The sequence below is a fragment of the Phycicoccus sp. DTK01 genome (assembly GCF_017312765.1).
GTDB lineage: Bacteria > Actinomycetota > Actinomycetes > Actinomycetales > Dermatophilaceae > Phycicoccus > Phycicoccus jejuensis.
Window position 1 is genome coordinate 607,417 of the sequence record NZ_BOPU01000002.1, and the last position, 14,288, is coordinate 621,704.

Genomic DNA, 14,288 nt, shown 5'->3' on the forward strand with positions numbered 1-14,288 from the left:
GCGGTCCACGCCGTCAAGGAGGATGGAATGGCACCCCTCGCACTCGCGACCGCCGAGTCAGGAGGCCTGGACCTCACGGGCACGAACCTGACGCTGGTGGTGACGGTCGCGGTCATCGCGCTCGTGTCCCTCGTCATGGGCGTCGTGTTCCGTCGACAGGTCCTCGCCGCCGACCCGGGCACGGAGAAGATGCAGGAGATCGGCGCCGCCGTGGAGGAGGGGGCCCAGGCGTACCTGAGCCGCCAGTTCCGCACCCTCGGCATCTTCGTCGTCCTCGTCTTCGGACTGCTGTTCCTCCTGCCCGCCGACACCTTCGGGGTCCGGCTCGGCCGGTCGGCGTTCTTCGTCGTCGGCGCGCTGTTCTCCGCGGCCATCGGCTACCTGGGCATGAGCCTCGCGGTCAAGGCGAACGTGCGCGTCGCCTCCGCGGCCCGCCAGCCGGGCGGTCGTGACCTCGGCATGAAGATCGCCTTCCGCACCGGCGGCGTCGTCGGCATGGCGACCGTCGGCCTGGGCCTGCTCGGTGCCTCGGTCGTCGTCCTGCTCTACAAGGGCGACGCCCCGAAGGTCCTCGAGGGCTTCGGCTTCGGCGCGGCCCTGCTCGCGATGTTCATGCGCGTCGGTGGCGGCATCTTCACCAAGGCCGCCGACGTCGGCGCCGACCTCGTCGGCAAGGTCGAGGCCGGCATCCCCGAGGACGACCCGCGCAACGCGGCGACCATCGCCGACAACGTCGGTGACAACGTCGGCGACTGCGCCGGCATGGCCGCCGACCTCTTCGAGTCCTACGCGGTGACCCTCGTCGCGGCGCTGATCCTCGGCTCGGTCGCGTTCGGCGCCTACGGTCTCGTCTTCCCGCTCATCGTCCCGGCGATCGGCGCCATCACCGCGCTGCTCGGCGTCTACATCACCAAGGCTCGCCCCGGTGAGAACCCGCTGAGTGCCATCAACCGCGGCTTCTACATCGCGGCCGCCGTCTCGGTCGTGCTCTCCGCGGTCGCGGCCTACACCTACCTCCCGAGCACCTACGCCGAGCTCGGGAGCGCCAACGCCGGCATCCAGCAGCTCGCGGGCGACCCCCGCCAGGCGGCGGTCCTCGCGGTCGTCATCGGCATCGCGCTCGCCGGCGTCATCCTCTGGCTGACCGGCCACTTCACCGGGACCGACAAGCGCCCGACGAAGGACGTCGCGCGGACCTCGCTCACCGGGGCGGCCACGGTCGTCCTCTCGGGCATCGGCGTCGGCCTCGAGTCGGCCGTCTACACCGCGGCGATCATCGGTGGTGCGGTCTACCTCGCCTTCCTCCTCGGTGGCGGCTCGACGGCCCTCGCGCTCTTCCTCATCGCCCTCGCCGGCTGCGGCCTGCTGACCACGGTCGGCGTCATCGTCGCGATGGACACCTTCGGCCCGGTCTCGGACAACGCCCAGGGCATCGCCGAGATGTCCGGCGACGTCGACGGCGAGGGCGCCCAGATCCTCACCGAGCTCGACGCCGTCGGCAACACGACGAAGGCGATCACCAAGGGCATCGCGATCGCGACCGCGGTCCTCGCGGCGACCGCGCTCTTCGGCTCCTACACCGACGCCTGGCAGACCGCGGTCCGCTCGCTCGACGCGAGCGGGCTCAGCCAGGAGCAGCTGCAGTCGGCCCAGGAGTTCGTCACGGAGGCGGAGGGTGTCATCACGACGCCGTCCACGCTCGTGGGGCTCATCCTCGGCGCGGCGGTCGTGTTCCTCTTCTCCGGCCTCGCGATCAACGCGGTGACCCGTGCCGCCGGCGCCATCGTCTTCGAGGTGCGCCGCCAGTTCCGCGAGATCCCCGGGATCATGGAGGGCACGGCCAAGCCCGAGTACGGCAAGGTCGTCGACATCTGCACGAAGGACTCGCTGCGCGAGCTCGCCACGCCGGGCCTCCTCGCCGCGCTCATGCCGGTCGCCGTCGGCTTCGGCCTGGGGGTCGGCGCGCTCGCGGGCTTCCTCGCGGGCGCCATCGGGTCCGGTGCGCTCATGGCCGTCTTCCTCGCCAACTCCGGCGGGGCGTGGGACAACGCGAAGAAGATCGTCGAGGACGGTGCGCACGGCGGCAAGGGCAGCGAGGCCCACGCCGCGACCGTCATCGGCGACACCGTCGGCGACCCCTTCAAGGACACCGCCGGCCCGGCCATCAACCCGCTCATCAAGGTGATGAACCTCGTCTCGGTGCTCATCGCGCCGGCCATCATCACCCTGTCGATCGGCGTGGACGCCTCGGCCCCGATCCGCTACGGCATCGCGGCGATCGCGTTCGTCGTCGTCGTCGCGGCGGTCGCGGTCTCCAAGAGCCGCGACCTCGCCATCGGCGGGGACGAGGACCCCGAGGCGGCCCCGGCGGAGGAGACCCGCCCCGCGCAGGTCTGACCCCGGCCCACCCTCGACGAGGGGCCGGTCCCACCCGGGGCCGGCCCCTCGTCGCGTCCCGGCGGACCCCCTAGGCTCGTCCCGATGACCGCGAACCCGCCCCTCGCCGACGCCGACCTCGTCGGGCGCCTGCGCGACGACCTCACCGCGACCGGCTTCACCGTCGGCGGGGTGACCGCCCTCCTCGGCCCGATGGCGGCCGCGGCGCTGGACCGCGAGCAGGCGCTGCCCGCCCGCCGCGCGACCGCCGACTCCGAGGACCCGCGCGCCGTCCTCGTGCGCCTCTTCACGCTCGGCGACCCCGTCGACGCCGCCGAGGTGGCCACGGCCCTGCCGACCCTCGGCGTGGAGGGCGCGGTCGCCCTCGGGCTCGTGGCGCCGGAGGGGGACGCCCTCGTGGCGCTCTGCGACCTGCGTCCCTACGCCGCCGACGGGCGCGACCGCTGGGTGGCCTCAGACCTCGGCGAGCTCGCGCTCGGCCGGCCCCTCGAGCCCGACCACGTCCTCGGCATCGGCGGCGCCTCCGCGACCCTCGCGGCGTGGACGCCCCGGCCGCACGTCGAGCGTGCGCTCGACCTCGGCACGGGGTGCGGGGTGCAGGCCCTTCACCTGGAGGACCACGCGGACGAGGTGGTCGTCACCGACCTGTCCGAGCGGGCCCTCGGCTACGCCCGGTTCAACGCGCTCCTCGACGGCGCCGAGTGGGACGTGCGCGCCGGCTCGATGCTGGCCCCGGTCGACGGCGAGCGCTTCGGCCTCGTCGTGAGCAACCCGCCGTTCGTCATCACGCCGCGCTCGGGCGCGGTCCCGCTCTTCGAGTACCGCGACGGCGGGGCCTCCGGCGACGACGTCGTCCGCGACCTCGTCCGCTCCGTGGGCGAGCACCTGGAGCCGGGCGGCATCGCCCAGCTGCTCGGCAACTGGGAGGTGCCGCGGGGCGCCCACTGGCGCACCCGGGTCGAGGAGTGGCTCGAGGGGACGGGCCTGGACGCGTGGGTCGTCCAGCGCGAGGTGCAGGACCCGGCCGAGTACGCCGAGACCTGGTCGCGCGACGGTGGGCACCACCCCGGCACGGCCGACTTCAACGCGATGTACGCGGCGTGGCTCGACGACTTCGCGGCGCGCGACGTCGAGTCCATCGGCTTCGGGGTCATCACGCTGCAGCGGCCGCGGACCGACCGCGCGCCCTTCCGCGACCTCGTCGAGGTCGGCTGGCCGGTCGCCACGCCGATGGGCCCGACGGTCCTCGCCGGCCTCGACGCCCGGACCTGGCTCGCCGAGCACGACGACGACGCGCTCCTCGACGTCGCCTGGCGGTGCGCCGCCGACGTCGACGTCGAGACCCACCGCACGCCGGGCGAGGAGGACGCGCTGCTCGTCCTCCTGCGGCAGGGCGGCGGGCTGCGTCGCCAGCTGACCCTGTCGACGGTGACCGCCGCGCTGGTCTCGGTGTGCGACGGCGAGCTCACCGCGCGGCAGGCCGCCGCGGCCATCGGCGGCCTGCTCGGGGCCGACGACGAGGCCGTGCGGGCCGAGGTGACCCGCTTCCTCCGGGACGCGGTCAAGGACGGGCTGCTCGTCGAGACCCGCTGACCTGCGGGTCCTGCGAGTGTGACGCAGGCCACGGCGGCACGCCGGGCCGGGGTGGGCCGCGCCTGTCCACCTCCGGACAGGATGAACGCGCTGCGGTCGGAACCCCCCTGCACGGGAACGTGTTCCCGCCCGACGCGCGGCTCCTCGGCCCCGCCCTCCACCCCTGCCCGGAGGGCGGGGTCCGCCGTGTCCGGGAAAACTGCTTGTGAGTGAGTGCTCACTCACTTACGATGGCTGCTCGTGACCCCTCGCGCCCCCGCCATGAGCCCCGAGGACCGCCGCTCGGCGATCGTCGAGGTGACGATCCCGCTCCTGCGCGAGCACGGCCCGGCGCTGACGACGAAGCAGGTCGCCGAGGCCGCCGGCATCGCCGAGGGCACCGTCTTCCGGGCCTTCGGCACCAAGGAGGAGCTCGTCGGGGCCTGTGCCGCAGCCGTCTTCGACACCACGGCGGCGGTGGCGCGCCTGCGGGGCATCGACCCCGGGCTCACCCTCGACGAGCGCCTGGCCGCCGGGGTCGCCGTGATGCACGCGCACCTCGAGCGGGCCATCGGGCTGATGGCCACCCTCCACTCGGCTGCGGTGCCGCCGCAGCGCCCGCCGGACGGGCCGCCGAAGCGCCGCTCGATGAGCGACCCGGCCGTCGACGCCGCGTTCGTCGACCTCATCGGCCCGGACGCCGGCTCCCTGCGGTTCGACCCCTCGACCGTCGTCAACATCCTCGCCCACCTGACGCTCTCGAGCGCCCACCCGATGTTCCCCGTCCGGTCGATGACGCCGGCCGAGATCGTCTCCGTCGTGCTCGACGGCACCCGCCACCACACCGACCGAGAGGCCCGCTGATGCTCGTCCGCCTCGTCCGCACGCACCTGCGCCCCTACGCCGGTCCGCTCGTGCTGCTGCTCCTCCTCCAGCTGGCCGGCACGCTGGCCTCCCTCTACCTGCCGAGCCTCAACGGGCGCATCATCGACGAGGGAGTCGCGGTGGGGGACACCGGGTTCATCCTCAACGCGGGGATGCTCATGCTCGGTGTCTCGCTGCTCCAGGTCGTCGCGACGATCGCCGCGACCCGGATCGCCGCCCTCACCGCGGCGTCGATGGGCCGCGACGTGCGGGCGGCGGTGTTCAGCCGGGTCGGGTCGTTCTCCGCGCGCGAGGTCTCGCGGTTCGGTGCGCCGACCCTCATCAGCCGCTCGACGAACGACGTCACGCAGGTGCAGCAGGTCGTCTACATGGGGCTGGCCATCATGGTCTCGGCGCCGATCATGATGGTCGGCGGCGTCGTCATGGCGCTGCGCGAGGACATCGGGCTCTCGTGGCTCGTCGCCGTCGCGGTCCCGCTGCTCGGGGCCTCGGTGGGCCTCGTCATCAGCCGGATGATCCCCCACTTCCGCGCGATGCAGAAGGCCGTCGACACGGTCAACCGGATCCTGCGCGAGCAGATCACCGGCATCCGCGTCGTGCGCGCCTTCGTCCGCGAGGACGTCGAGCGGCAGCGCTTCGCCGACGCCAACGACACCTACACGGGCACCGCGCTCGCGGTCGGCCGGCTCATGGCCCTGGCCTTCCCCATCGTCATGGTCGTCTTCAACGCCTCGACCGTCGCCGTGCTGTGGTTCGGGGCGATGCGGATCGACTCCGGCGCCATGCAGATCGGCGCGCTGACCGCCTTCATGTCCTACCTGATCCAGATCCTCATGTCGGTGATGATGGCGACCTTCATGTCGATGATGATCCCGCGGGCCACCGTCTCGGCCGGGCGCATCGTCGAGGTGCTCGACACCCGCTCCTCCGTCCACCCGCCGGAGCAGCCGGTCGCCCTCCCGGACGGCCCGGTCGCCGTCGAGCTGCGCGCCGCGACCTTCGCCTACCCCGGCGCCGACGCGCCGGTCCTGCGCGAGGTGTCGTTCACCGCGCGGCCGGGCACGACGACGGCCGTCATCGGCTCGACGGGCTCGGGCAAGACGACGCTCGTGGGCCTCGTCCCGCGCCTGCACGACGTCTCCGAGGGGGCGGTGCTCGTCGGCGGGGTCGACGTGCGCGACGCCGCGCCCGAGGACCTCTGGTCGCGGGTCGGGCTCGTGCCGCAGCGGCCCTACCTGTTCAGCGGGACGGTCGCGAGCAACCTGCGCCACGGGGACCCGGACGCGACGGACGAGGAGCTGTGGGAGGCCCTGCGCATCGCGCAGGCCGAGGACTTCGTGCGGGCGATGCCGCAGGGACTCGAGACGCCCATCGCGCAGGGCGGCACCAACGTCAGCGGCGGCCAGCGCCAGCGGCTGGCCATCGCCCGGGCCCTGGTCCGGCGCCCGGCCGTCTACCTCTTCGACGACGCGTTCTCGGCGCTCGACGTCGCCACCGACGCGCGGCTGCGTGCGGCCCTGCGGCCGGTCACCCGCGACGCGACCGTCGTGGTCGTGGCGCAGCGCGTCTCGAGCATCCGCCACGCCGACCAGGTCGTCGTCCTCGAGGACGGCGCGGTGGTCGGGGTCGGCACCCACGACGAGCTCGTCGCGTCGTGCCCCACGTACGTCGAGATCGTCGAGAGCCAGCAGGCGATGGAGGAGGTCGCATGAGCGAGCTGAAGAACGAGGAGGAGAAGGCGGCCGAGGCCCGGCGCGGTCCCGCGGGGGCCCGCCGCGGCGGCCCGCCGCACGCCCAGCTCGGCATGCCGACCGAGAAGTCGCAGAACTTCGGGCCGTCGGCCAAGCGCGTCCTCGGCCTGCTGCGACCGGAGCGCCCGGTCGTCGTCGGGGCGCTCGTCCTGGCCCTCGGCTCGGTCGTGCTCAACGCGGTCGGCCCGAAGATCCTCGGCCGGGCGACCGACCTGATCTTCGCCGGTGTCTTCAGCCGGCAGATCCCGGCCGGGGTCACGCAGGAGCAGGCCGTCGAGGGGCTCCGGCAGCGCGGGCAGGGCACCGTCGCCGACGTGCTCGCCGCCATGGACGACGTCGTGCCCGGGCAGGGCATCGACTTCGGCGCGGTCGGGCGCGTGCTGCTGCTCGTCCTCGGCATCTACGTCGTCGCCGCGGTGCTCCAGCTCGTCCAGGGCCGGCTGCTCGTCAGCGCGGTCAACCGCACCGTCTACCGGCTGCGCGAGGCGGTGGAGGACAAGCTCAACCGGCTCCCGCTGCCGTACTTCGACGCCCAGCCGCGCGGCGAGCTGCTGAGCCGGGTCACCAACGACATCGACAACGTCGCGCAGAGCCTCCAGCAGACCCTCAGCCAGCTCGTCACCTCGCTCCTCACCGTCGTCGCGATGATCGCGATGATGGTCTACATCTCGCCGCTGCTCGCGGTCATCGCCCTCGTGACGATCCCGGTGACGATGGTCGTCACGGCGGCCATCGGCAAGCGGTCGCAGGGGCACTTCGTCCAGCAGTGGAAGAGCACCGGCGAGGTCAACGCCGTCGTCGAGGAGACCTTCACCGGGCACGAGCTCGTCAAGGTCTTCGGCCGGCAGGCCGAGGCCGACCGCGAGTTCGCCGTGTCCAACGACGCGCTGCACCACGCGAGCTTCCGCGCGCAGTTCATCAGCGGCGTCATCATGCCGACGCTCATGTTCATCGGGAACCTCAACTACGTCGCCATCGCCGTCGTCGGCGGCCTGCGGGTCGCGAGCGGCACGATGAGCCTCGGTGACGTGCAGGCGTTCATCCAGTACTCGCGCCAGTTCACGCAGCCGCTGACCCAGGTGGCGTCGATGGCGAACCTCATGCAGAGCGGGGTCGCCTCCGCCGAGCGGGTGTTCGAGGTCCTCGACGCCCCCGAGCAGGAGCCCGACTCCGGGACGCCCGCCCGCATCGACGACCCCCGCGGCCGCGTGGCCTTCGAGGACGTGTCGTTCTCGTACTCGCCGGACGAGCCGCTCATCGAGCGCCTCGACCTCCTCGTGGAGCCCGGGCAGACCGTCGCCATCGTCGGCCCGACCGGCGCCGGCAAGACGACGCTGGTCAACCTCGTGATGCGCTTCTACGAGCTCGACGGCGGTCGGATCACCCTCGACGGCAGGGACATCCGTGAGCTGACCCGTCACGACCTGCGCTCGCGCACCGGCATGGTCCTGCAGGACACCTGGCTGTTCGCGGGCACGATCCGCGACAACATCGCCTACGGGCGACCCGGCGCCACCGAGGACGAGATCCTCGAGGCCGCGCGCGCCACGTACGTCGACCGCTTCGTGCACTCGCTGCCGGACGGCTACGACACCGTGCTCAACGCCGAGGCCGACAACATCAGCGCCGGTGAGCGACAGCTCATCACGATCGCCCGCGCGTTCCTCGCCGACCCGTCGCTGCTCATCCTCGACGAGGCCACGAGCTCGGTCGACACCCGCACCGAGCTGCTCGTCCAGCACGCGATGGCCGCGCTGCGCAGCGACCGCACGAGCTTCGTCATCGCGCACCGGCTCTCGACGATCCGGGACGCCGACCTCATCCTCGTCATGGAGGCCGGACGGATCGTCGAGCGCGGCTCGCACGCCGAGCTGCTCGCCGCCGGCGGCGCGTTCGCCCGGCTGCACGCCGCCCAGTTCGAGGGCGCCGTCGGCGACCTCGAGGAGGCGTCGGTCAGCCCGTGAGGACCGGCGAGATCCGGGCGAGCTCGTCGGCCAGCAGCCGGCGGGTGGCCGTGGACCACGTCGCGCTCATGTGGCTGTTGTCGCTGTAGACGACCGTCGTGCCGACGACGACCGGGCAGGTGCTGCGCGTGCAGAACCACGCGGTGGGGTCGACGGTGCTCGCGCCGGCCTGCCGGGCCGCGCGCAGCGTGGCCGCGCGGCGCGTCGGGTCGCTGAGGGCCTCGTCCCGGGGCACGGCGCACGCGCGGGCGTCGTCGAGGTGGGCGGCGAGGCACTCGGGCACGTCGCGGCGGGGGTAGGGCGTGTCGGCGAGGACCGTCACCCCGATGCCCTGCGCGCGCAGGCCGCCGACCGTCTTCTCCACGCCGTCGGCCCAGCGCCCGGTGAACCCGGGGTCGGGCTTCTCGGAGCCGGTGAAGGCGCTGAGGAGCACCTGGTCCGGCTTCTCCGCCGCGATCCGCGCGAGCACCTCGCCCCGCCAGGCGTAGCACTCGCGGTAGTCGCGCTTGAGCAGGGTGTTGACGAGCGGGACGTCGTAGAGCGGGCAGCCGGACTTGGTCATCGACACGACGCGCCAGCCCCGCTGCACGGCGACGGCCTCGAGCGCGGGCAGCCACTGGTAGGCGTGGCTGTCGCCGGCGAGGACGACGGTGGTGTCGGCGGTCGGGTCGCCGAAGACGCAGGTGCCGGCGGGGTCGCGGGCGATGCTCGTGTCGAGCAGGTCGACCATGCACGAGATGCCGTCGCCGGTCGTCGGGGAGGGGGTGTCCTGCGGGACGTCGGCGAGCGCGGGGGAGAGGTTGGCGGGGAGGGCACGCAGCGTCGTCGCGTCCCCGACCGCCGTCACGACCTGCGCGGGGTCGACGCTCGCGGCCTGCGCCCCGGTGCCCTTCGGGTCGGGGATCAGCACCGCCGCGGCCAGGCTCACCGACGCGGTGACGCCCGCGACGCCGAGGCCCGCGACGACCGCCCGCCACGGCAGGCGGGCCAGCGCGCGCATCCGCCGCACGGGGTCCTCGAGCCCGAAGTAGGAGATCGTCGAGAGCCAGAGGGCCAGGGCGAGGGTGGCGGTGGTCTGCAGGGGGGTGGGGGTGGTGTCGAGGTAGGTGGGGGCGAGGGTGAGCAGGGGCCAGTGCCAGAGGTAGAGGCCGTAGGAGATGCGGCCGAGTCCTTGGGGCAGGGGGGTGTCCAGGAGGTGGGTCTCGAGGGGGGGGGCGTGGTGCAGGCCGGCGGTGAGGGTGGCGGCGGTGCCCAGGACGGGCAGGAGGGCGGCGGTGCCGGGGAAGGGGGTGGTGTCGGTGTAGAGGAGGGCGCTGGTGGTGATGGCGGCCAGGCCGGTGAGGGCCAGGAGGGTGGTGGTGGGGGTGTGGGCCAGGGCTCGGGTGCGGGCCAGGGTGGGGGCGGCGATGGCGAGGATGCCGCCGATGCCGAGCTCCCAGGCGCGGGCGGGGGTGGCGAAGTAGGCCAGGGAGCGGGCGATGTCGGTGGTGTGGATGGCGTAGGCGAGGGAGGCGGCGGTGGTCAGGGTGAGGACGGTCAGGAGCAGGGGGGTGTGGGGGGTGGGGCGGGTGCCTCGGGGGGTGTGGCGGCGGCGGAGCCAGACCAGGCCGGCGGCGGTGATCAGGAGGGGCCAGAGGAGGTAGAACTGCTCCTCGATGGCCAGGGACCAGTAGTGCTGCAGGGGTGAGGGGTCCTGGTTGGCCTGGTAGTCCACGCCGCTGTTGGCGAGGTGGATGTTCATCGCGAAGAGGGTGGACCAGAGGGCGTCGGTGGCGGTGCGGCGGGCCTGGAGGGGGGAGGCGATGAGCCAGGTGGCGGTGAGGGTGGCGAGGGTGACGAGGGTGGCCAGGGGCAGCAGGCGGCGGATGCGGCGGGCGTAGAAGTCGGTGAGGCTGATCCGGCCGTGGGTGGTGAGCTCGGTGTGGAGGTGGCGGGTGATGAGGTAGCCGGAGATGACGAAGAAGACGTCGACGCCGACGTAGCCGCCTTTCAGGAAGGGCACGCCTGCGTGGTAGAGCACGACGAGGACGACGGCCAGGGCGCGCAGGGCCTCGATGTCGGGGCGGTACCCCCGCAGCCACCCCCGCCCCAGGTCGGGCGCGGGCTGCAGGTGGCGTGCCCGGCGGGGCGGGGCGGCGAGGGTCGTCACGAGGTCCTCCCGGGACCGAAGGGGGCGGGCAGGGCGGCGGCCAGCTGGGGGGCCAGGGCGCGGGCGTAGGTGGCGGTCAGGTGGCTGTTGTCGCGGTAGACGAGGGTGTCGCCGACGACGACCGCGCAGCGGGTGCTCGTGCAGAACCACGGGGCGGGGTCGACGACGACCGCCCCGGCGGCCACGGCCCGCTCCCGGGTGCCGGCGCGCCGGACGGGGTCGCTGAGGGCCTCCTCGAGCGGGGTGGTGCAGGAGGTCGCGCGGTCGAGGTGCGAGGCCAGGCACTCGGGGACGTCGCGCCCGGGGTAGGGGGTGTCCTCGAGGACGACGACCTCGCGGCCCTGCGCCCGCAGCCCCGTCACGGTGGCGTCCACCCCGTCGGCCCAGGCCGCGGCGAACGCGTCGCCGCGGGAGGAGAACACGGCGCCGGTGGTGACGACCAGGTCGGCCTGCTCGGCCGTGATGCGCTCGAGCACCCGCTCGCGCCACGTGTAGCACTCGCGGTAGTCGCGGCGCAGGGTCTGGTTCTCCAGCGCCACGTCGTACAGCGGGCACGCACCCTTGGTCATCGACACGACCCGCCAGTGCCGCTGGCGGCCCAGCAGGTCGAGGGTCGGGAGCCACTGGAAGGCGTGCGAGTCGCCGGCGAGGACGACGGTGGTCGATGCCTCGGGGTCGCCGAACACGCAGGGGCTGCCGTCGTCGCTCAGCGTCGTCGCGAGCAGCGTCGTGTGGCAGTGCGCCGCCGCGGGCAGGGCCCGTGCGGGGTCGTCGGTGGCGGCGACGTCGAGGGCGGGGGTGAGGTTCGAGGGCACCTGGACGACCTGGGCGCCCGTGGCCACCGAGTCGAGGGCCGTGAGCCCGTCGGTGAGGGCGACGGCGGCCCGTCCGGTGCCGCGGGCGTCGGGCACGAGGGACGCCGACCCGACGACCCCCACCGACGTCGCCGCCACGAGCGCCAGCCCGCCGGCCACCGTGCGCCGGGCCGGCAGCCGGAGCCGGACGACGTCGCGGACCGGCGCCTCGACGACCGCGTACGACACGACCGAGAGCCAGAGGGCCAGGGCGAGGGTGGCGGTGGTCTGCAGGGGGGTGGGGGTGGTGTCGAGGTAGGTGGGGGCGAGGGTGAGCAGGGGCCAGTGCCAGAGGTAGAGGCCGTAGGAGATGCGGCCGAGTCCTTGGGGCAGGGGGGTGTCCAGGAGGTGGGTCTCGAGGGGGGTGGCGTGGTGCAGGCCGGCGGTGAGGGTGGCGGCGGTGCCCAGGACGGGCAGGAGGGCGGCGGTGCCGGGGAAGGGGGTGGTGTCGGTGTAGAGGAGGGCGCTGGTGGTGATGGCGGCCAGGCCGGTGAGGGCCAGGAGGGTGGTGGTGGGGGTGTGGGCCAGGGCTCGGGTGCGGGCCAGGGTGGGGGCGGCGATGGCGAGGATGCCGCCGATGCCGAGCTCCCAGGCGCGGGCGGGGGTGGCGAAGTAGGCCAGGGAGCGGGCGATGTCGGTGGTGTGGATGGCGTAGGCGAGGGAGGCGGCGGTGGTCAGGGTGAGGACGGTCAGGAGCAGGGGGGTGTGGGGGGTGGGGCGGGTGCCTCGGGGGGTGTGGCGGCGGCGGGGCCAGACCAGGCCGGCGGGGGTGATCAGGAGGGGCCAGAGGAGGTAGAACTGCTCCTCGATGGCCAGGGACCAGTAGTGCTGCAGGGGTGAGGGGTCCTGGTTGGCCTGGTAGTCCACGCCGCTGTTGGCGAGGTGGATGTTCATCGCGAAGAGGGTGGACCAGAGGGCGTCGGTGGCGGTGCGGCGGGCCTGGAGGGGGGAGGCGATGAGCCAGGTGGCGGTGAGGGTGGCGAGGGTGACGAGGGTGGCCAGGGGCAGCAGGCGGCGGATGCGGCGGGCGTAGAAGTCGGTGAGGCTGATCCGGCCGTGGGTGGTGAGCTGGGTGTGGAGGTGGCGGGTGATGAGGTAGCCGGAGATGACGAAGAAGACGTCGACGCCGACGTAGCCGCCTTTCAGGAAGGGCACGCCTGCGTGGTAGAGCACGACGAGGACGACGGCCAGGGCGCGCAGGGCCTCGATGTCGGGGCGGTACCCCCGCAGCCACCCCCGCCCCAGGTCGGGGCCGGTGGCCGTGCGGGACGGGCCGACGAGGTCGATGACGCTCATGCCGTCGCCCCTGTCCCCGCGCTGGCCGGCTCGAGCCCGGCGCCGGCGGGGTAGAGGCCGACCTCGACCTTCTTGCGGGTCCCCCACGTGCGCTGGGGCTTGGGGGAGGAGACGGCGACGTAGTAGAGCGGCAGCAGCACGAGCATGCTGAGGATGCTGGCCAGCGGGCTGACCCACCAGATCATCAGGCGGTTGGAGAGCGGCTCGTCCTGGCGGGCGAGCAGGACGTACCGGAAGTGCGAGGCGAGCGAGATCGCGGCCGCCGTCAGCAGGGTGGACCAGAGCAGGGCGGGGTTGATCGCCCCGAGGAGGACGCCCGGGACGGCCGCGACCATCGCGACGCCGTACATGACGAGGGCGAGCACCTGCGTGAAGGTGAACCAGAAGTCGGCGCTCGTCACCGGTCGGCGGAGGAGCCACAGGGTGCCCCAGCAGAAGGAGCGGCACCACCGCAGGCGCTGCCGGACGAGGTGCGAGAACTTCGACGGGAGAGCGGAGTACGCGACCGCGTCGGGCTGGTACTCGCAGCGCCCGAGCTCCTTGGCGAAGAGCGTCATGATGCGGTCGTCGCCGGCGCGCACCGGCCGGCCGAGGAAGCGCTGGCCGAGGAACCGGTCGAGGTTGCGGCGCGGGACCTCGCCCCGGTACGCCGCGATGATGCCGCAGTTGACGCGCACCGAGCCGAACGCACCCTCGGCCATCCGGCCCTGGATGAAGCTCATGACGAAGCCGATCTCGACGATCCGCGTGAACAGGCTCTGGGTGTGGTTCTGCCCCACCGCCGTCCCGGCGACGCTCATGACGTCGGGCCGGGAGAACGGGACGAGCAGCCGGTCGACGGCGTCCGCGCGCAGCACCGTGTCGGAGTCGACGGTGACGAAGACGTCGGCGTCGGAGCGGGCGTATGCGACCGCCTGCGCGTGCCGCTTGCCCTGGTTGTGGTGCCGGTGCCGGTGGACGGTCATCCCGGCCTGCTCGAGCTCGGACGTCGCCTCGCGGACCTCGTCGGACTCGAGGACGAGGAAGGGCTCGCCGTCGCGCTGCGACCCGTCGTCGACGACCCACACCGCGCGCGGGAGGCGCGTCTGCCGGGCGAGGCTGCGCAGCCCTGCGGCGAGCAGGGCGGGGTCCTCGTTGTAGACCGGGACGACGACGTCGACGCGCAGCAGCGACAGGTCGACGTCGGGGTCGGCCACGTGCCGCTTGGCCGCCAGGCTCGCGACGGCCTTGAGCGCCAGGTGGCACCACATGAAGGTGAAGCAGAGGGCGAAGTTCGTCAGCTTGGCCGCGTAGGCGAGGTGGTTGACGAGCAGCCCGGTGAGCAGCGCGAGCATCGCCACGCCGTAGGTGAGGTAGCCGAGTCCGAAGCTCATGGGGGGTCCTGTTCCGGCAGAGGGGTTTCGGGTGAGCGGGCGGATCG

At 73.4% G+C, this 14,288-nt stretch carries 8 protein-coding genes; 5 read left to right on the top strand and 3 right to left on the bottom strand.

Annotated elements, in window-relative coordinates:
- The first annotated feature begins 27 nt into the window (after positions 1–27).
- The 5 genes from J3473_RS06660 to J3473_RS06680 all read left to right on the top strand — a co-directional run bounded on the left by J3473_RS06660 (position 28) and on the right by J3473_RS06680 (position 8,569).
- Positions 28–2,397, top strand: a complete 2,370-nt coding sequence (locus J3473_RS06660) for a sodium-translocating pyrophosphatase (RefSeq protein ID WP_036828677.1) — start codon at positions 28–30, stop codon at positions 2,395–2,397.
- Between the two features lie 84 nt (positions 2,398–2,481).
- Entirely contained in the window at positions 2,482–3,990 is a 1,509-nt protein-coding gene (locus J3473_RS06665; protein WP_030526562.1) for a methyltransferase, read from the top strand.
- A 240-nt stretch (positions 3,991–4,230) separates the two neighbouring features.
- Entirely contained in the window at positions 4,231–4,833 is a 603-nt protein-coding gene (locus tag J3473_RS06670; protein ID WP_207022415.1) for a TetR/AcrR family transcriptional regulator, read from the top strand.
- Positions 4,833–6,566, top strand: a complete 1,734-nt coding sequence (locus tag J3473_RS06675) for an ABC transporter ATP-binding protein (RefSeq protein WP_207022416.1) — start codon at positions 4,833–4,835, stop codon at positions 6,564–6,566. The genes J3473_RS06670 and J3473_RS06675 overlap by 1 nt, the downstream gene beginning before the upstream one ends.
- Complete coding sequence (locus J3473_RS06680; RefSeq protein WP_207022417.1) at positions 6,563–8,569, top strand: ABC transporter ATP-binding protein; 2,007 nt, start codon at positions 6,563–6,565, stop codon at positions 8,567–8,569. Before J3473_RS06675 ends, J3473_RS06680 begins: the two co-directional genes overlap by 4 nt.
- On the opposite strand, the gene J3473_RS19645 is transcribed toward J3473_RS06680, so the two are convergent.
- The 3 genes from J3473_RS19645 to J3473_RS06695 are packed head-to-tail and all read right to left on the bottom strand — an operon-like array spanning position 8,559 to position 14,241.
- The gene (locus J3473_RS19645) at positions 8,559–10,718 is read right to left on the bottom strand and encodes an acyltransferase family protein (RefSeq protein WP_207022418.1); all 2,160 of its coding nucleotides are present in this window, start codon (positions 10,716–10,718) and stop codon (positions 8,559–8,561) included. The genes J3473_RS06680 and J3473_RS19645 overlap by 11 nt on opposite strands.
- The gene (locus tag J3473_RS06690) at positions 10,715–12,868 is read right to left on the bottom strand and encodes an acyltransferase family protein (protein ID WP_207022419.1); all 2,154 of its coding nucleotides are present in this window, start codon (positions 12,866–12,868) and stop codon (positions 10,715–10,717) included. Before J3473_RS06690 ends, J3473_RS19645 begins: the two co-directional genes overlap by 4 nt.
- Positions 12,865–14,241: a glycosyltransferase gene (locus J3473_RS06695; RefSeq protein WP_207022420.1), complete on the bottom strand. Its 1,377-nt coding sequence runs from the start codon at positions 14,239–14,241 to the stop codon at positions 12,865–12,867. The genes J3473_RS06690 and J3473_RS06695 overlap by 4 nt, the downstream gene beginning before the upstream one ends.
- Positions 14,242–14,288 lie beyond the last annotated feature (47 nt).